At 67.1% G+C, this 17,831-nt stretch carries 16 protein-coding genes; all 16 read right to left on the reverse strand.

All coding sequences use genetic code 11. The features are described 5' to 3' along the window. Positions 1-12 precede the first annotated feature (12 nt). Complete coding sequence (locus WFP39_RS09485; RefSeq protein ID WP_336919258.1) at positions 13-234, reverse strand: DUF2274 domain-containing protein; 222 nt, start codon at positions 232-234, stop codon at positions 13-15. After that, positions 231-1,442 carry a TraB/TrbI/VirB10 family type IV secretion system protein gene (locus tag WFP39_RS09490; RefSeq protein ID WP_336919259.1) on the reverse strand — a complete coding sequence of 404 codons (1,212 nt, stop codon included), beginning with the start codon at positions 1,440-1,442 and terminating at the stop codon, positions 231-233. The genes WFP39_RS09485 and WFP39_RS09490 overlap by 4 nt, the downstream gene beginning before the upstream one ends. Further along, positions 1,439-2,449, reverse strand: coding sequence for a P-type conjugative transfer protein TrbG (gene trbG, locus WFP39_RS09495; RefSeq protein ID WP_336919261.1), 1,011 nt, complete (start codon positions 2,447-2,449; stop codon positions 1,439-1,441). Before trbG ends, WFP39_RS09490 begins: the two co-directional genes overlap by 4 nt. Then, positions 2,446-3,129, reverse strand: coding sequence for a conjugal transfer protein TrbF (gene trbF / locus WFP39_RS09500; RefSeq protein WP_336919263.1), 684 nt, complete (start codon positions 3,127-3,129; stop codon positions 2,446-2,448). The genes trbG and trbF overlap by 4 nt, the downstream gene beginning before the upstream one ends. 3 nt (positions 3,130-3,132) lie before the next feature. Next, positions 3,133-4,509: a P-type conjugative transfer protein TrbL gene (gene trbL, locus WFP39_RS09505; protein WP_336919264.1), complete on the reverse strand. Its 1,377-nt coding sequence runs from the start codon at positions 4,507-4,509 to the stop codon at positions 3,133-3,135. After that, complete coding sequence (gene trbK-alt / locus WFP39_RS09510) at positions 4,506-4,808, reverse strand: putative entry exclusion protein TrbK-alt (protein WP_336919265.1); 303 nt, start codon at positions 4,806-4,808, stop codon at positions 4,506-4,508. The genes trbL and trbK-alt overlap by 4 nt, the downstream gene beginning before the upstream one ends. An 8-nt stretch (positions 4,809-4,816) precedes the next feature. Next, complete coding sequence (gene trbJ, locus WFP39_RS09515; protein ID WP_336919267.1) at positions 4,817-5,533, reverse strand: P-type conjugative transfer protein TrbJ; 717 nt, start codon at positions 5,531-5,533, stop codon at positions 4,817-4,819. Continuing rightward, entirely contained in the window at positions 5,533-8,001 is a 2,469-nt protein-coding gene (gene trbE, locus WFP39_RS09520) for a conjugal transfer protein TrbE (protein WP_336919268.1), read from the reverse strand. The genes trbJ and trbE overlap by 1 nt, the downstream gene beginning before the upstream one ends. Then, positions 7,998-8,279 (reverse strand): VirB3 family type IV secretion system protein, encoded by a 282-nt coding sequence (locus WFP39_RS09525; protein WP_336919269.1) that lies wholly within the window; start codon positions 8,277-8,279, stop codon positions 7,998-8,000. The genes trbE and WFP39_RS09525 overlap by 4 nt, the downstream gene beginning before the upstream one ends. Then, complete coding sequence (locus WFP39_RS09530) at positions 8,276-8,587, reverse strand: TrbC/VirB2 family type IV secretion system protein (RefSeq protein ID WP_336919384.1); 312 nt, start codon at positions 8,585-8,587, stop codon at positions 8,276-8,278. The genes WFP39_RS09525 and WFP39_RS09530 overlap by 4 nt, the downstream gene beginning before the upstream one ends. A 35-nt stretch (positions 8,588-8,622) precedes the next feature. Next, entirely contained in the window at positions 8,623-9,609 is a 987-nt protein-coding gene (gene trbB, locus WFP39_RS09535; RefSeq protein WP_336919271.1) for a P-type conjugative transfer ATPase TrbB, read from the reverse strand. Between the two features lie 140 nt (positions 9,610-9,749). Continuing rightward, complete coding sequence (locus WFP39_RS09540; RefSeq protein ID WP_336919273.1) at positions 9,750-10,169, reverse strand: CopG family ribbon-helix-helix protein; 420 nt, start codon at positions 10,167-10,169, stop codon at positions 9,750-9,752. After that, the gene (locus tag WFP39_RS09545; protein WP_336919275.1) at positions 10,166-12,199 is read right to left on the reverse strand and encodes a conjugal transfer protein TraG; all 2,034 of its coding nucleotides are present in this window, start codon (positions 12,197-12,199) and stop codon (positions 10,166-10,168) included. Before WFP39_RS09545 ends, WFP39_RS09540 begins: the two co-directional genes overlap by 4 nt. Positions 12,200-12,373: 174 nt before the next feature. Further along, positions 12,374-13,894 carry an ATP-binding domain-containing protein gene (locus WFP39_RS09550; RefSeq protein WP_336919385.1) on the reverse strand — a complete coding sequence of 507 codons (1,521 nt, stop codon included), beginning with the start codon at positions 13,892-13,894 and terminating at the stop codon, positions 12,374-12,376. Then, complete coding sequence (locus WFP39_RS09555; RefSeq protein ID WP_336919277.1) at positions 13,894-15,654, reverse strand: ATP-dependent nuclease; 1,761 nt, start codon at positions 15,652-15,654, stop codon at positions 13,894-13,896. The genes WFP39_RS09550 and WFP39_RS09555 overlap by 1 nt, the downstream gene beginning before the upstream one ends. A gap of 250 nt (positions 15,655-15,904) precedes the next feature. Continuing rightward, positions 15,905-17,635 (reverse strand): relaxase/mobilization nuclease domain-containing protein, encoded by a 1,731-nt coding sequence (locus tag WFP39_RS09560; protein WP_336919278.1) that lies wholly within the window; start codon positions 17,633-17,635, stop codon positions 15,905-15,907. Positions 17,636-17,831 lie beyond the last annotated feature (196 nt).

Genomic DNA, 17,831 nt, shown 5'->3' on the forward strand with positions numbered 1-17,831 from the left:
GAACCCGCGCGATCAATTCCCCTGCGCGCGGTGCCGGCGAAAGGCCCGGTCGGTTTCCATGAACCGGGCGAGCATCGGCGCGACCAGCTTTTCGGGCGGGACCGGCGATCCTCCGGTTTCGGCCGCGAGTGCGGCGGCATAGGCTTGCAAGTCGCGATGGACCGGCGCGGGCAGCTCCACGGCGAGCTTGACCGGCTTGTCATCGGCCAGCGGCCCCAGCTTCAATTTCGTCATCGAGTGGCTCCGATCGGCTCCAATATGAGGTCGCGCGTCAGAACGACCCGGAGCGGGTGGCCCGGCCGGATGGTGAGCGTGGGCTGCACATTCAATTGTCGCCGCACGATCTGCTGGCCGGTCTGGTTGATGGTGTCCTGCGATCCGCGGCGCAGCGCGCGGGTCAGGTCATCCTCGCTGTCCGCGCCCAGCTCCACACCCACGCCGAGCAGCGTCGAGACGGCGGCGGCTTTCAGGAGATTGCCCCAATGCTGGTTCACGCGATCCTGCAAGCCGGCGTATCCGGCCGCATCGGCGCCGGGCTGGCGCTCGAGAACGATCGAGCGGCCGTCCGGCAATATCAGCCGATCCCATGCGAGCAGCACGCGGGTCTGCCCGGCGGCGATCTCGCTGTCATATTCGCCGATCAGGCGCGCGCCCTGCGGAATGAGCAGGATGCGCCCGGTGGGGCTGTCATAGACGTTGGCCGTCACCTGGGCGGTGATCTGGCCCGGAAGGTCGGAGCGGATGCCGGTGATGAGCGCGGCGGGCACGATGCTGCCGGCCTGGACGATGTTGGGCGAGGCCGGCGAAGCCAGCCGCTCGACGCTCACCGTGCGCTGGTTCGACGCCTGCGCCATGAAGGCGCGCTTGGCGGCCTGATCGCCCTGCGGCGCGACTTCGCCCGGATCGGCCGGCGCCTGCGCCGTGAGGTCGGGCAAGGCCGGAAGGGACGGCATGGCCGCGCCCGCGCCACCGCCGAGGAACACGCCGCTCATGCGGGCGGCCTCGCGCTCCTGCTGCGCCCGTTGCCGTGCGGCTTCCTCGGCCTGGGCGCGAGGATCGGGTTGTGCGCCGACCGGCGGCACCGGCACATCCTCTCCGCGCTGCTGGGCCGAGACGATCGGGCCGCCGAGATCGCCGGGAAGCGGCGGGCCAAGCCGTGGGGCCTGGCTGTAGTCGCGTGGCCCCGAGGTGATGGTCTCGGCCGCGGACCGGCTTTCGGTATTGTAGAGTTCCTTGGCCTCCCGATCGCCGGCGGGCTTGAGCGCATAGATCAGCGAGCCGCCGATCCCGAGACCGGCGGCGACGCCCAGCACGGCGAGCGCCTTCCTCGACAGCCGCATGACGCGCGGGGGATTACCCCGAAGCTGGAAGGCGCGCGGATCGGGTCGCGCGGCCTGCGGCGCGGCCGGTTCGGCGGCGGGGGTATCGGCGGGATCGGTCACGGCCGCCCCCTGCGTCCGTCGTCGCGCACGATCCGCACGCGCTGCTCGCTGCGCCGGTCGCCCAGGCGCAGCTCGGCCGCCGCGAACAGGCGGTCAACCACCATGTAGCGGCCCTGCACGCGATAATTGACCAGCTCGGCGTCGCCGGCCGCGCCCGTCACGAACAACGGCGGCATCTCGCCCTGCGAGATCCCGGCCGGAAACTCGATGAACACCTGCGCGGAATCGTCGAAGGCGCGAACGGGCTTCCACGGCACGCGGTCGCCCTCGATCCGGTAGCGGAAATTGAGCGCGGCCAGGTCCACGCCGCTCGCCACTGGCGCGGTGTTCGTGGCCGCTGCGTTGCGGTTCGCCAAGGCGATCAGCGCGTCATGCGGATAGGTCCACGATACCGAGGCCATGTAGGTCGAAGCCGTCGCGCGCAGCTCCAGATGATAGGTGCGCCGGTTGGTGTTGATGACAAGGTTGGTGGCGATGTCGGGCCGGGTCGGCTTCACGAGGATATGCACGCGCGCGGTGGGGCCGCTGCCGCTCACCGTGTCGCCGATGATCCAGCGCACGGTGTCGCCGGCCGCCACCGGCCCCGGTCCCACGAGCTGCTCGCCTTCCTGCAAGGCGATGTCCGTCACCTGGCCGGGCGCGGTATAGACCTGATAGAGCGCGCCTTCGGTCCAGGGATATTGCTGGATCGCGTTGAGGAAACCGTCGCGCACCGGCTGCACGCGAGCGGCGGCGTTTGCCGCGCCGACGCGCCTGCGCGGATCGGCGGGCTCGGCCGGCGCCGCGCTGTCCGCGACCGGCTTCAATTGTCCGGGGAGCGGCAGCGGCTCGGGGATCGTCACCACCTCGACGGCGCGCGGCGGTTCGGGCGCGGGTGTCGCCGCGATCCCGGCGGGCGGATCGTCATAGGTGATGGCCGGCGGCTTCGCCGACGTGGTGGCGCAGCCGGCGAGCGCGGTTGCGGAGACAAGCAGGACCGCCGAAGCGGAGCGATGGAAAGGCGTCATTGCGACAGCTCCTTTGACCAATTGAGGGCGTTGACGAAGACGCCGAGCGGGTTCTTGCGCAGCGCGTCGGGCGTGCGCGGGGGTTGCACGACGATGGTGAGGATCGCGGACCAGCGTTCGGTGGCGGTGAGGCTGCCGTCCTGATAGCGCCGCTCGGTCCAGGCCACGCGGAAGCTGTCGGGCGAGGCCCGGATCACGCTCGACACGTCCACCGCGACCTGCACCCGCCCCACATTGGCGAAAGGATCGTTGGCGCGCGCATAGTCGTTGAGCGCCATCGCCCCGCGATCGGTGGTGAAGTCGTAGGCCCTGAGCCAATTCTGGCGGACGATGACGGGATCGGCCGGAACGCTCCTGACCTGCTCGACGAACCGGGCGAGATGGAACGCGATCTGCGGGTCGGTCGGCCGATAGCCGGTCTCGGCCGGCGCGACCGCCTGTGCCTCGCCGAGCCGATCGACCTGCACTACCCAGGGCACGATATGGCCGCGCGCCGATTGCCAGACCAGGCCGCCAGCGAGACCGCCCGACAGCGCGAGCGCGCCGAAGAAGGCCATGCGCCAGTTCTTCGCCTGGACGCGCGCGGAGCCGATGCGATCGTCCCAGACCTGCGCGGCGCGTTGATAGGGTGTCGTGGCTTCGGGGGTTTGGCCGTAACGGATAGTGGGTCGTCGAAACATGGGTCAGTCCCTTTCCTTGATGTCGGGACCGCCGCCACCGCCGCGGCTGTCGCCGGCCTTCATCGTGTGGGCGAGGACGGTCGCGCCGTGGGTCATGGACTGGCGGCGTTTCATCGCGGCGGCCCATCCGGGCTGGGCGGAGGCGCCAGCCGGTGCGGGAGCACCAGCGGCCGGGGCGGCAGGCGAAGGCCCGCCGGAAATGGTGCCGCCGGTTGCGGTGAATCCGGCGCGAGCGCCCGAGCGGAAGTTGGCCTTGATCGCCTCGCCGCCCTTGGCGGCCGCCTTGCGCAAGGGCGACAGGACGGCACCGGCCATGCTTCCCGCCGCCGCCTGGCCGACGGCGGCCATGCCGCCCGCGACAGCGCCAGCGCCGCTCTTGCCGAACGAGCCAAGGCTGTAGGCGCTGGTGGCGCCGCCCGCCATCTGCGCACCGCCACGCGCAGCCGCGCCGGTCATCCGGCCGGCCGCGCCAACCGCCGAACCTGCCGCGCCCAGGCCGAGCCGTGCGGCGGCCGCGCCTCCGACCAGCGCACCGCCTGCCGCCAGCGCGGTCCCGGCCGCCGCGCCCGCGCCGAGTTGCGGGCCGCCCGACACGATGCCGTTGGCGATGCCGGGGGCGAAGATCGCGAGGCCCAGGAGAGACAAGGCCGCAAGCGCAATCGCCATGACCTGATTGATGTCGGGTTCGGCGCCAAGACCGGCGGTCGTGAACTGGCTGAACAGCGTCGTGCCGATGCCGGTGATGACGGCCAGGACCAAGACCTTGATGCCGGTCGAGACGACATGGCCCAGCACCTTCTCGGCCATGAAGGCGGTCTTGTTGAAGAAGGCGAACGGCAGCAGGACGAAGCCCGCCAACGTCACCAGCTTGAACTCGATCAGCGTGATGAAGACCTGCACGGCGATGATGAAGAAGGCGAGGACGACGATCAGCCACGCGATCAGGAGCACGAGGATCAGCGCCGCATTGGCGAAGAAGGCCCACAGGCTTGAGAACTGACCCGCCGCATCGAGCAGCGGCTTGCCGGCCTGGAGTCCGGTCGCGGCGATCGTGCCGGGCTTCATGAAATCGTCGATCGTCATGGCCCCGCCGCTCGCCTGAAGGCCGAGCCCGGCGAAGCTCTCGAAGACGATGGTGGCGAGGAGCGAGAAGTTGCCGATGATGAAGGCGAAGGTGCCGATATAGAGCGTCTTCTTCACGAGACGCTGAAGCACGTCCTCGTCGGCGCCCCAGGCCCAGAACAGGCCGGCGAGCGTCACGTCGATGGCAATGAGGGTGGTCGAGAGGAACGCGACCTCACCGCCGAGCAGCCCGAATCCGCTGTCGATGTAGCCGGTGAAGACGCCCAGAAAATTGTCGATGATGCCGGTGTCGTTCATGGCCCGGCGTCCTCGGCATCCGGGGCCATGCCGCCTTGCTCGGCATGGGGCGCGGGATCATCCTGGCGGAAGAAGCGGCGGCGGTTCGCGGCCCAGGCCGCCTCGCAACCGCTGTCGGGCATGGTGAGCGTGGCGCAGCGGTCCAGCTCGCGCGCAAGCCGGTCCCGGCCTTCTTCCGCCGGCAGGGCGAGCGGCGGAGGCGGCGCAGGCTGCTGGGGCCGGACGACGGCGACGATCGCCACCGTCATCATCAGGCCGGCCAGCCCCGCCACCCCCGCGATCTTCGCCGTGCGCGACATGGGAAGCCTCAGTTGCCCATGAAGCGGCGGAACCGCTCGCGGCCTTCGGCTTCCTCGGCGGCCTGGCGGGCGGATTCGAGCGCCTGCGCCCGGCCCTGCGCCGCAACGGCGGCGGTGAGGTCGGCGAGCTGCTGCGATTGCAGGGCGAGGAGCTGGTTGCCCGCCTGCGCCGCCTGGAGCGCGCCGGTCGCGGACTGGCTGGCCGAGACCAGGCTGTCCATCGTCGTGCGAGCGCCCTCGATGTTGCCGACGACGCCGGCCTGCACCTGCAAGGCGTCCTGAAACGCGCCGACGCTATCCTCCCAGCGGGCATTGGCGTTGGCGACCATCTGCGCGTGATCGCCGGTCAGCGCCGCGCCCTTGTAGCGGCCGTTGAACGCCTGCTGGATGTCCTGCACGTCGTAGGCGATGCGCTGCGCCTCGGAGAGAAGCTGCTGCGTGCGCTGAACCTGCTGCTGCAATTGCTGGAGCGAGCTGAACGGCAGCGAGGTCAGGTTGCGCGCCTCGTTGATGAGGCTCGTCGCCTGGTTCTGGATTTGCTGAATCTGGTTGTTGATCTGCTGGAGCGACCGGGCGGCCGTCAGCACGTTCTGCGCATAGTTGGTGGGGTCATAGACGATCCCGCCGAACTGCGCGTGCGCCGGCATGGGCAGGGCGATCGGGGCGATGGCCGATACGGCGAGAACGCCGGCCACGACGGCGCGGCGGACAGGGGGCAGTCTCATCAGGAAATCTCCATGTCTGGTGTGAGGGGAAGCTGGTGCTGGCGGTCGGATGCCGGTTCCGGCAGCAGCTCGACGGCCCAGGCGCAGCCGCGATGCCGCAGCCATTCGGCGGCGAACGCGGGTTGCCCGTAGGCTTCGATGATCTCGGAGATGCGGAGCTGGTCGGACTTGGCCGAGGCGGCGGCGAAAGCCATCGCCACCTCGCCCAGCCCCAGCTCGAACAGGCGGTTCCCCCGCCGGCTCTGACAGTAATAATCCCGCTTCGGGGTGGCCCGGCTGAGGATTTCGATCTGGCGGGCATTGAGCCCGAACCGCTCGTAGATGGCCGCGATCTGCGGCTCGGCGGCGCGCTCGTTGGGGAGGAAGATGCGCGTCGGGCAGGATTCGATGATGGCCGGCGCGATGCTCGACGTTTCGATGTCGGCAAGGGTCTGCGTGGCGAAGACGACGGAAGCGTTTTTCTTCCTGAGCGTTTTCAGCCACTCGCGAAGCTGCGCGGCGAAGTCCGGGCTGTCGAGGACAAGCCAGCCCTCGTCGATGATGATGAGCGTCGGCGAGCCGTCCAGCCGCCCTTCGATCCGGTGGAACAGATAGGACAGCACGGCGGCGGCCGATCCGGCACCAACCAGGCCCTCGGTCTCGAACGCCTGCACGTCGGCTTCGCCCAGGCGCTCGGCCTCGGCGTCGAGCAGCCGCCCCCACGGCCCGCCGATGCAATAGGGCGCGAGCGCCTGCTTGAGCTGCTGGCTCTGCAACAGGACCGCGAGCCCGGTCAGCGTGCGCTCGGCCTGCGGCGCGCTGGCGAGCGAGGTCAGCGCCGACCAGATATGCTCTTTCGCTTGCGGATCGACCGTGACGCCTTCGGACGCGAAGATCGCCGCCAGCCATTCGGCCGCCCAGGCACGTTCGGCGGGATCGTCGATGCGCGCGAGCGGCTGCAACTGGACGCCGCCGTCATTGTCGTCGGAAAGGCCGCCGCCGAGATCCTGCCAGTCGCCGCCCATGCCGAGCGCGGCGGCGCGGATGCTGCCGCCGAAATCGAAGGCGAAGATCTGGCCGTTCTCGTAGCGGCGAAACTGCATCGCCATCAGCGCGAGCAGGACGGACTTGCCGGCGCCGGTCGGCCCGACGATCAACGTATGGCCGACATCGCCGACGTGAAGGGAAAACCGGAACGGGGTCGAGCCTTCCGTCTTGCCGTAAAGCAAGGGGGGAGCATCGAAATGCTCGTCCCGTTCCGGCCCCGCCCATACCGCTGACAGGGGGATCAGGTGGGCGAGATTGATGGTGGAGATCGGCGGTTGCCGGACATTGGCGTAGGTGTGGCCGGGCAGGCTCCCCAACCATGCCTCGATCGCGTTCATCCCCTCGGGGATGACGGTGAAGTCCCGGCCCTGGATGATCTTCTCGACCAGCCGCAGCTTCTCGGCGGCGATGGCCGGGTCGCGGTCCCATACGGTGACGGTCGCCGTCACATAGGCCATGCCGGCATAGTCGGCGCCGAGTTCTTGGAGCGCCGTATCGGCGTCGGCGGCCTTGTTCGAGGCGTCGCTGTCAAGCAGCGTCGATGCCTCGTTGGTCATGATCTCCTTGAGGATCGCCGCGACCGACTTACGCTTGGCGAACCATTGCCGCCTGATCTTGCTCAGCAGCTTGGTCGCGTCGGTCTTGTCGAGCATCAGCGCGCGGGTGGACCAGCGATACTCGAAGGCGAGCCGGTTCAGCTCGTCGAGCAGGCCGGGAAAGGTGACGCTCGGGAAACCCACGACGGTCAGCGCGCGCAGATGATGCTCGCCCAGGCGCGGCTCCAGCCCGCCGGTCAGCGGCTCGTCGGCCAGCAGCGCGTCGAGGTGCATGGGCGTCTCGGGAACGCGCACGCGCTGGCGACGGGTGGAGATGGTGCTGTGCAGGTAGGTCAGCGTCTCGCCGTCATCGAGCCAGCGAACCTCGGGCACGAAGCCTTCGACCAGGTTCAACACCCGGTCGCTGCGATCGGTGAAGCCCTTAAGCAACTCCCACGGATCGACGCCGGTGGTCGAGCGGCCCTCGTAAAGCCAGCCCTCGGCGCGGGCCGCTTCCTCGGCCGGCGGCATCCACAGCAGCGTCAGGTAATAGCGGCTCTCGAAATGCGCGCCTTCCTCGCGGAACTGTTCGCGCCGCTCCATGTCCACCAGCGCCGAGACCGGATCGGGAAACTCCGAATCCGGGTAGTCGAGCGCGGGGGACCGCTGCGCCTCGACGAAGATCGCCCAGCCCGAGCCCAGGCGGCGCAGCGCATTGTTGAGCCGCGCCGTGGTCGCCACCAGCTCGGCGGGCGTGGCGCTGTCGAGATCGGGGCCACGGAACCGCGCCGTGCGCTGGAGCGACCCGTCTTTGTTGAGGACGACGCCTTCGCCGACCAGCGCCGCCCAGGGCAGGAAGTCGGCCAGATGCGCAGCTTGCCCGCGATATTCGCGCAAGCTCATCATGGCCGCATCCAGGCCGGATATTTGAGGTGGCGCCGGGCCACGTCCACGAACTGCGGATCGCGCCGCGCGGCCCATACCGAGAGCGCGTGGCCGATGGCCCAGATCACGAGACCGGCGAGCCAGAGCCGCAGGCCCAGCCCGATCGCGCCGGCCAGGGTGCCGTTGACGATGGCGAGCGAGCGCGGAGCGCCGCCGAGCAATATCGGCTCGATCAGCGCCCGGTGAACGGGGGCATAGTAGCCCGCGATCGGCTCGACAGGATCGGCCGCGCCCGTCATGCGACGACCAGCCCCCCGCCGAACGAGAAGAAGGACAAAAAGAACGAGCTGGCCGCGAACGCGATGCTGAGGCCGAAGACGATCTGGATCATCCGCCGCGCCCCGCCCGACGTGTCGCCGAACGCCAGGGTGAGGCCGGTCACGATGATGATTATCACCGCGATGATCTTGGCGACCGGCCCCTCGATGCTTTCGAGGATGGATTGCAGCGGGGCTTCCCACGGCATCGACGATCCGCCCGCATGGGCGGGCATTGCGTAGAGCAGGCCGACAGCGGTGATCCCGGCATGGCCGAGGCGGTCGAGCATGGTTCCGCCCAGCAGGCGGCGCTTGGTGTCCTTCTTCATGGGAGGTCTCCCGGTTGGGTGGTGGAAAGGGGCGCGAGGCGGTAGTCGCCGGTGGCGGGGTCGAGCCCTTCGACGCGGGCCAGCTCGGCGAGGCGGCGGCCGTGTCCGTCGCGGACCAGCACGGCGATCAGGTCGATGGTCTCGGCGATCAGCGCGCGCGGGACCGTGACGACGGCCTCCTGAATGAGCTGCTCCATGCGGCGCAGCGCCCCGAGCGCGGTCCCGGCATGGATCGTGCCGACACCGCCGGGGTGCCCCGTTCCCCACGCCTTGATGAGATCGAGCGCCTCGCTTCCCCTGACTTCGCCGATGGGGATGCGGTCAGGCCGCAGGCGCAGCGAGGACCGGACAAGATCGGACAGCGAGACGACGCCATCCTTGGTCCGCATGGCGACAAGGTTGGGCGCGGCGCATTGCAGCTCGCGCGTGTCTTCGATCAGGACGATGCGGTCGGCGGTTCTGGCGATCTCGGCCAGGAGCGCGTTGACCAGCGTGGTCTTGCCGGCGCCGGTGCCGCCCGCGACGATGATATTGGCGCGGGCCGCGACGCCCTGGCGCAGCGCCTCGGCCTCGGCCGGCGACATGATCCCGGCGGCCGCATAGTCGTCGAGCGTGAACACGGCGACGGCGGGCTTGCGGATCGCGAAGGCGGGCGCTGCGACAACGGGCGGCAGCAACCCCTCGAACCGTTCGCCACCCTCCGGTAGCTCGGCCGAGACGCGCGGGGACCGGGCATGAACCTCGACGCCGACATGATGCGCGACCAGGCGCACGATGCGTTCGCCGTCCGCAGCGGTCAGCAACTCGCCGGTGTCGCTGATGCCTTCGCCGAGCCGGTCGATCCACAGCCGGCCATCCGGGTTCAGCATCACCTCGATGACCGCGGGATCATCCAGCCAGGTCGCGATCGACGGCCCCAGCGCCGTGCGCAGCATCCGCGCGCCGCGTGTCTTCGCCTCGGAACGGATCGGGTGGACGGTCAAGACAAGGCCCCTGAATTGGGCCGGGCGAACCGCCGCCCGGCGTCAGGGGCACATCAAGAGAGACAGAAAAGGGGGCGCTTCAACAAGTAAATGCGGGCGTCGTAGTCTGGCGAAGAAAGACAGGGAGCAGCGTAGGCGGCTCATTCTTCTTGGGGTGGAAAGTCTTCGCCGATTTCCTGACGGACCTTCGGCCCCTTCGCGAGTCGGCGGCCGAGCGCCTCGATGAAAGCATCGTAGCGATCACCGCCCTGGCGGCGCATGGCGGCCCGCTCCGCTTCGGGCGGCGCCGGGGTATTGGACAGCCAGAAACGAACGAACAGCGCGATCATCTCGACGCCGATGCCGGTATCACGCTCCAGCCGCGTCATGCGGCGGTCGATCCGATCGAGCCGCTTGGCGATGGCCGCCTCGCGCTGCTCGTCGGCGTCGGGTGAGAGGAAGGACGCGATGGCGGCCTCTGCGATCAACGAACGCGACTTCCCGCGCCGATCGGCATAGGCGGCGAGCGCGTGCATAAGCTCGGGGTCGAGATAGACCGACAGCGGAGTCTTGGTGCTCATAGCTCGATGCCGTCGTCGGGATCGAGCGACGCCTGCCGCGCGATACGCTGCATCTGGCGGCGCATCGCCGCTTGCCGCGCCGCGTCGGTATCGCTATCGGACTCGTCCAGCTCGAACTCGTTGGCGGGCATGGGCCGGGGCGTCGGCGCAATGTCGATATGGCGTTCCAACGCCGGCTCGCGGCGCAGGTCGGCGTTATCGGCATCGTCCTGATCGTCCGCCTTTTTCTTGCCGGCCTTTTTCTTCTTCGGCTTCTTCGGCGCATCGTGCTCGATCGGTTCGGGCATCGGCGGGGCCTCGACTGGCGGCAGACCGCTCCAGTCGTCCGGGCGCGGCGGGCCTCTTCCGACATTGCTATCCGGCGGCGACAGCACCCGCTCCGTGAACCGCCTATCCTTGAAGTAGCGGACCTTCTTCGCCCGGATCGGCGGGATGCCGGCGACCATGACGATCTCGTCGTCGGGCGGGAGCTGCATGATCTCGCCGGGGGTGAGAAGCTGGCGGGCGGTCTCGGAGCGCGAGACCATCAAATGCCCGAGCCAGGGCGAGAGGCGATGCCCCGCGTAATTCTTCATGGCCCGCATCTCGGTCGCGGTGCCGAGCGCGTCCGATATGCGCTTGGCGGTGCGCTCATCGTTGGTGGCGAACGAGACGCGAACATGGCAATTGTCGAGGATCGCGTTGTTCGGCCCGTAAGCCTTCTCAATCTGGTTGAGGCTTTGGGCGATGAGGAAGCTCTGGATGCCGTAGCCCGCCATGAACGCCAGCGCGCTCTCGAAGAAGTCGAGCCGCCCCAGCGCCGGAAACTCGTCGAGCATCAACAGCAGGCGGTGGCGCGACTGCCGCGCCTTCAGGTCTTCGGTCAGCCGGCGCCCGATCTGGTTGAGGATGAGGCGAACGAGCGGTTTGGTGCGCGAGATGTCGGACGGCGGCACGACGAGATAGAGCGTCACCGGCAGTTCGCCCTCGACCAGATCCGATATGCGCCACTCGCAGGTGCGTGTGACCTGCGCGACGACGGGATCGCGATAGAGGCCCAGGAACGACATGGCCGTCGAGAGCACGCCCGATCGTTCGTTGGCCGATTTGTTGAGCAGCTCGCGCGCGGCCGAAGCGACGACGGGATGCACGCCCGCCTCGCCCAAATGCGGCGTCGTCATCATCGCCCAAAGCGTGCTCTCGATCGGACGGCGGGGATCGGACAGGAAGGCGGCGACACCGGCGAGCGACTTGTCGGCCTCGGCGTAAAGCACATGGAGGATCGTGCCGACCAGCAAGGCGTGGGAGGTCTTTTCCCAGTGATTGCGCTTTTCCAGCGAACCCTCCGGGTCCACCAGCACGTCGGCGACGTTCTGCACGTCGCGCACTTCCCAGGCGCCCTTGCGGATTTCGAGCAGGGGATTGTAGGCGGCCGACGCGCCGTTGGTCGGATCGAACAGCAGCACCCGCGCGTGCTGGGCTCGAAAGCCGGCGGTGAGCTGCCAGTTCTCACCCTTGATGTCATGCACGATCGCAGAGCCCGGCCAGGTGAGAAGCGTCGGAATCACCAGCCCCACGCCCTTGCCCGACCGCGTGGGCGCGAAACACAGCACATGCTCGGGACCATCGTGGCGCAGGTAGCCGCGCCCCAGGCGACCGAGAACGACACCATTTTCGCCAAGCAGTCCGGCGGCGCGCACCTCCGCTGTCTCCGCCCAGCGCGCCGAGCCGTAGGTCGCGGCATTCTTCAGCTCACGCGCGCGCCATACCGACATGGCGATGGCGACGACGATGGCGGCGAACCCGCCCGACGTGGCGATGAACGCCCCGGTCTGGAATATCTCGGGTGCATAGGCGTCGAAGGAGAACCACCACCAGAAGAAAGCCGGCGGCGGATAGATCGGCCAATCGCCGAGCATGAACCAGGGTGCCCCAAGCTCGGGCTGGTAAGCGAGCGCCGCGGCCGTCCATTGCGTCGCGGCCCATATGGCGGTGAGCACGATCAGGAAGACCGTGAAGACCTGGCCCCACAGGATTTTGGTGGCGGACATAACGACAGGACTGGAAGGCAATTGGCCATCCAAGCAAGGCGAAATCAGTATGGTGGAAAGTCTAGCGAAGAGATACAGGGAATGGCGTAAGCGCCCCAACTCCGGACGCTCTGCGGTAACTTTGTCAATCTCCGAAGCGGCCGTTTGATTGGCACACCCGAACAAGCAATGGCGTTATATTATGAATAGTGGGCTGGGCTGCCCTTGTGACACAACTAGCATGAGGTTTTGCGTGGCCCGACTTAGGGCAACATAGAGCTTAGCCCTGGCAGCGCGGGTATGACTGAAGTTCCCGGCATCGCATGGCAGCAGCATGACGTTTTCAAATTCCAGCCCCTTCGCCTTGTGAATCGTGCTGATTGCCTTACGTGGAAGCTGGGGTCTGGAGTGGGTGCGGCGCCGGGCAATTTCGGCAAACCCCTCGTCTGCGTCGTCGAATTTCGAGAGCTGGATCGCCTCGGCAAACTCGCGTGCGTGATGGACGCGCACATCGGCGAACACCTGTTCGTTCGCTACCAAATTTCGTAAATGCGCCAGCGCCCGGCTGACGCCCCTATGATCTGGGCTATCGACGATATGCCTCGCCATTGATTGGAGGTGGAACGGCTTGCCGATGCAATTCGCAGTGCAGCCGTTTTGGGCTTCGGTCACGAAGCGGTTGCCAAACGCCGTAGGTGAAAATCCGGTTGCCACTGCTTTCATGAAGGTCACGATCCCCGCCGCCAGCTCGGCAGGATTTCCGGCGTTTGCGTTCGCATTGGAAACGAGGCCCGCAAGGCCTTCCCGGACATGACCTTCCCATATCGGCAGCCTTCTCCCGAAGAATGCGCGAAGCGCGGTGACAGTCGCGTTTTGCGATGTCAGGACAAGTAGCCCGGCCGCCCCGTTAGCGCGGGCGTAGATCGGTTGCCGAAGATTGTTCGCAACATTGAACCCACCATGCACGGGAGCGGTGTTATCGGCATAGTGGACGGTCAGGCCTGCCGGAAGGTTGCCAGTCAGGTCGATCTGGCCGCCGTCGCGTAATGTCGCACGCGCAGCCAAAATCCATGCGCCAAGCGCAGGCTGTGTGTTTGCCCAACGGTGCGGCTGGTCCAGCTCTTCCAAGCGATCGGCGGCATTCTTGAGGTCCGTCCATCTTTGCTCGGCGGCGGCGGCTTCGGCTTGAGTGCCGTTGAATATCTGTTGCATCGGATCGGCAAAGACACGGAGCAAGGCACCGGCCGAATGAAGCGCCATGACAACGGCGTGCTGATCGGCGCTGGCGTCCTGATGTTCGTCACAGACGATCACCGGATACCTGTGCGCTAGGATCGTGGAGATCATCGGATGGCCGGCAAGAAGTGTAGCTGTTTTGGCGCCAAGGACGGCGTAGCCGTTAGCCTCCCGCCTCGCCCAAGCGCCAACATCGGCGGGCAAGTCGAGGGCCTTGTGATAGGCTCCGGCGATTTCACCGATCAGGCCGTCGATCGTGCGGATTTCGACTCCGCGATCTAGGCCGCGCGTTCGCGCGGCAAATACATCGCAAGCCGCATTGGTGTGGGTCAGAATGAGGAGCCGTCCATTGCCAAGCGTTGGGGCCACGTCCCGCGCGTAGCTCGCGCCCTGGAAGGTCTTACCGCAGCCGCCGGGCGCTTCGACGACGATCAGGGCAGCGGTGGACCGGAGTGCTTCGGCAACGGACTCGTCGCTCATCAATCCACCGTTTGCACTGTTGGCAGGCCGATGGCCGTCCGAACGGCATTCACGAAGGGCAGAAGCTGATCTTGCAACTTGGGCCAAAGGCCGAGCGCAAACATCTTGTCGGCAAGTTCGACCCCACCAGCGTAGGATTTGAACCACCGTTGCCCGTGGTTCCGCCACGCCTTCTTGATCTCGGGGGCCAAGTCAGCGGTCACGCAACCGCAGGCGGCATCCATCATAAGCTGCCGGAGGTTGTCCGTGGCCGCCTGGATCACGGCAAGTGTTTTTTCCTGCGTGCCCGCCCGATCCGCCAAGGTCCGCATCCGCTCGCCATAGTCGCCGTCCGGATCGCGGATGAACGCCTCGATCTGATTGTCCTCCAGCAAGGGTATGAAGTTCGTCTCTAAGCAACCGTTCGGCCATCGCATCAAAAGATCGCCAAGCTTGTCCTTCACTTCCTGCCAAAGCCCGGTCTGTGTGCCCTCGTTATCGGCAAAGCCTGCGACCTTCAGGCCGCTATTCGCCAAACCCCTTAGGACGGTCAGCGCTTCGGAATTGCTGCCGCCGTCGCTGACCCAAATCCCATAGCGGCGCATGTCCTCGCCAAGGCTCCGATTTATGAGCGTGGTGACAAAGCCAACTTCTGTAGCACCTTCGGCAATGACGGCGACGCGCGCCAAGAAGGTTTCAGGGTCGCGCTTCTGCTGCGGACCAACTGAGGCTGGCAACTCGCCGACCGCGCCACCCGCGTCGACATACCAAAGGCTCGCGCCGACCGCCGCGTTCACGGCGGGCGCACTGTGCGTTGTCACGAAAACCTGCGATGGCCGCGCGACCAGCTCCTCCATCAACAATCGCTGACGATAAGATTCCAGGCCTCGCTCGATTTCATCGACGACCATGATTGGATGCTCGGCATGATGGGCGGCTGCGACTTCCAAGGCCGCAAGACGCCGCGTTCCAGCGCCCCAGCTCGATAGCGGCAGCATCGTGCCATCCTTCGTCGCGGTCAGGCCGATCAGCGCATTGAGAGAGAAACCCGGCCCACCGACCAGACCGAGACTCAGATCAGTCGGAAGTGCGCGCTTACTGAACCGCTCGTCCAAATTGCCCAAGGCATCTTTGGCATTGTCCTGGAGAACGCCTTTCACATCGGTCTTGGCGATTTCATTGCCGAGCCGCGAGCGAAGCGTCTTGTCGCTCAACAATCGTTCGAGGGCAGAGCCTTGGATCAACCGGAGGTCACGGTCGTTGCGGTCGTCGCCGCTCAACCGGACAAGGCCAATGTTCCGGCGCACCGACACCGGGAAATGATCGGCGGTTTCGTCGGGCTGGAAGATTTCATGTTGCAGCTCAAAGTCGGCGGTGCCGGTCACGCGCAGGCAAAAGACAGGCTCTGCCGGATGGCCGTCGTTTTGCTCAAGGTCCGGCACCTTGGCGGTCTTGCCATTCCATTCCCACGGCCAGACGGTCTTGCGCTGTTCAGCAATCCCGCATGACAGCGGCAGCGACATGATCGCGCCGATCTCAAACCCTTCTTCATAACGGCGCTGCCAATAGTCGGCATCCGACAAGGTGCTGGCGTTGGTTGGATTCAGGAGAAGCGCGATGGCCTCAAGAATGGTGGTCTTGCCGACATCGCCGCCGCCAAGCAGCACGTTGACACCACGACCGGGTCGCCAAACAAGCTCCTTAATCCCCCTGAACCTTCGAATAGACAGAAGGCGAATATGCGGTGCGTCGCCCGCATGTTGTGGCGCATCGTTTAGCATCCGCAACTAGTAGCTGATGTCGATCGTCGCGGAAACGCTCTACATGATTTCAGGCTTGGAGCGGCGACTTGAATATCAGCTCGAACTCAAAGAGCAGCGGCCCGGCGCTTCCGCACCGCTACTCCCGCCGCTAACGATCGCGACAGATGACCAAATCGGCCGCGAAAGGCGCGCATGCCGGTGCCAAAAGCTGCTTGGCACGGCTTGATAATTGCGACTGAACATTCACCTTTCGGCCCAAAACCCTCCACTACAGCCCCAGCCCCCGGCCGCGCCCGAACGACCAGTCCACGCCGCCATCGCCGCGCATGACGCCGGAGATGTGCTTGCCGATCTGGCGGTCGAGCGAGGGGGACCAGGGCACGAGCTGGAAGCCCAGGCCGTCGTCGATCATGGCGAAGCGGCCCGAGGCGAGCGTCAGGCGCTGGCGCACGGTGCCCGCGACATATTCGCCGGCCTTGGAAGGTGTGTGCGGCAGGCCGATCTCGGCCGACAGTTCGCTGGCGGCCGCGTCCAGTTCGCGTCGCCTCAGCGTGTCGAGGAGGTTGCGCGCGAAGATGATGCGCTGGCCCTGCCGTCGCGCCAGCCCTTCGTCGGCCAGATGCTCGGCGCGGGCCTCCATCGCGGCGCGCACCTCGGTTCCGAAGCCGCCGCCCAGGTCGCGGCCGTCGCTCGACAGGTTGCGGCGGTCGAGCCAAGTGGCCCCCGGCGCGCGGACCTGTGCATCAAGGTCCACGTCCGAGCGCACGGCCAATGCCACCCGCTGCCGGCCCCTTCGGTCCTCGAAGCGGCGCAGCTCGACGATCGCGCCGGGCTTGCAATCGCCGGTCGCCTCGATGTCGGGAAGCTGGACGTGGTGGGTGCGCCCGTCGATCCCGTCCACGATCGCATAGGCTTTGCCGGTCAACTCGTCATGGAGTCCGCGATCGACCAGCCTGCCAATGACGGGCTGGGCGGGATCGGGTTCGAGCACATAGCTGGCGGCGCCCCGGTCGATGCCACGATCGGTCATGGCTTGGTGCATCCGCTTGATGATGTCACCGCGCTCGCCCAGCTCGCGCAAGGCCGTCTGCGCATCGCCCGCAAGGGTCCACTGGCCGGGGCCGATCTGGCTGGCGAGGCCGAGCCGCTCCAGCTTGCGCAGCCGCCCCATTCTCAGCACATGGTCGCCGTCCGGCCGCACGCCCGGTTCGGGCGCCATGTCGATAAGGCCGTCGCGCTGCATGGTGCGCGACAGGTCGCGGTCAATCTCGGTCCAGCGTTCGGCCTCGACCTGCCGCTCCAGCGACTGCCGAATTTCGAGGTCGCTGCGCAGGCCCAGCTCGCGCGTGACGATCTCGCGCGCCTGCGCCCGCATCCCTTCGCGGATATAGTCGCGGGAGATAACGAGGTTCTGCCCGTCCTCGGCGACGCCGCGCACGATGATGTGGACGTGGGGATTGTCGGTGTTCCAGTGCTCGACGGCCCGCCAGTCGAGGTGGGTGCCGAGGTCCGCTTCCATCCGCGTCATCAGATCGCGGGTGAACCCCTTGAGGTCGCGCATCTGCTCGGCGTCCTCGGGGGAGACGATGAAACGAAAATGATGGCGGTCGTCTTCGCAGCGCGCCGCAAACTCGTTGCGGTCGAGCGCGTCTGCATCGGCGCCGAACAGCACGCCCCGCTCGCCGTCGCGGGTGACGCCATCGCGTTGCAGATAGTTGAGGTGGGCCGCGAGCGAGGCGCGGCCGCCATGCCGGACGACACGCGCCTTGACGACGACCTGGCGCGAGCGGTGGCCAAGCCGATGGGTCGCGCGGAGGCTGGCGACCCGGCCGCGCCCGAAGGTCGAGCGCCCCGGCGCGATGATCCGGCCCCGGCGTGAGACATGGCCTCCGGCGCGCTGGGCGGCGGCAAGCGCCTGGACGATGATCGGCAGCGCGCGCTGGCTTCCCCGTGAGCGGACGCGGCCAGGCCGGATGCGGAAATCGTCGTCGCGCATCATGGCGCGACGCTCCGCAATGTGCGGCAAAGCCCGATGCTTGCTGGCTTTCGGCGGTCGCCGCACATTGCGCGGTTCGCGCGCACATTGCGCAGCAATGCCCAAAAGCCTTGGGAAACAAGGCTACGACCGGGGCAAAATGGCTTCGCACATTGCCGCCCTTTATCTTGCCCTCGGCCTTCCCCCTTCAAAATCAAAG

It is taken from the genome of Alteraurantiacibacter lauratis (assembly GCF_037154155.1).
Lineage (GTDB): Bacteria > Pseudomonadota > Alphaproteobacteria > Sphingomonadales > Sphingomonadaceae > Alteraurantiacibacter > Alteraurantiacibacter lauratis.

Bases quoted from the DNA above. Each gene is read 5' to 3' on its own strand.
- WFP39_RS09485 (WP_336919258.1), bottom strand. From the start codon at position 234: ATGACGAAATTGAAGCTGGGGCCGCTGGCCGATGACAAGCCGGTCAAG.
- trbG (WP_336919261.1), bottom strand. From the start codon at position 2,449: ATGACGCCTTTCCATCGCTCCGCTTCGGCGGTCCTGCTTGTCTCCGCA.
- trbF (WP_336919263.1), bottom strand. From the start codon at position 3,129: ATGTTTCGACGACCCACTATCCGTTACGGCCAAACCCCCGAAGCCACG.
- trbL (WP_336919264.1), bottom strand. From the start codon at position 4,509: ATGAACGACACCGGCATCATCGACAATTTTCTGGGCGTCTTCACCGGC.
- trbK-alt (WP_336919265.1), bottom strand. From the start codon at position 4,808: ATGTCGCGCACGGCGAAGATCGCGGGGGTGGCGGGGCTGGCCGGCCTG.
- trbJ (WP_336919267.1), bottom strand. From the start codon at position 5,533: ATGAGACTGCCCCCTGTCCGCCGCGCCGTCGTGGCCGGCGTTCTCGCC.
- trbE (WP_336919268.1), bottom strand. From the start codon at position 8,001: ATGATGAGCTTGCGCGAATATCGCGGGCAAGCTGCGCATCTGGCCGAC.
- WFP39_RS09525 (WP_336919269.1), bottom strand. From the start codon at position 8,279: ATGACGGGCGCGGCCGATCCTGTCGAGCCGATCGCGGGCTACTATGCC.
- WFP39_RS09530 (WP_336919384.1), bottom strand. From the start codon at position 8,587: ATGCTCGACCGCCTCGGCCATGCCGGGATCACCGCTGTCGGCCTGCTC.
- WFP39_RS09540 (WP_336919273.1), bottom strand. From the start codon at position 10,169: ATGAGCACCAAGACTCCGCTGTCGGTCTATCTCGACCCCGAGCTTATG.
- WFP39_RS09545 (WP_336919275.1), bottom strand. From the start codon at position 12,199: ATGTCCGCCACCAAAATCCTGTGGGGCCAGGTCTTCACGGTCTTCCTG.
- WFP39_RS09550 (WP_336919385.1), bottom strand. From the start codon at position 13,894: ATGAGCGACGAGTCCGTTGCCGAAGCACTCCGGTCCACCGCTGCCCTG.
- WFP39_RS09555 (WP_336919277.1), bottom strand. From the start codon at position 15,654: ATGCTAAACGATGCGCCACAACATGCGGGCGACGCACCGCATATTCGC.
- WFP39_RS09560 (WP_336919278.1), bottom strand. From the start codon at position 17,635: ATGATGCGCGACGACGATTTCCGCATCCGGCCTGGCCGCGTCCGCTCA.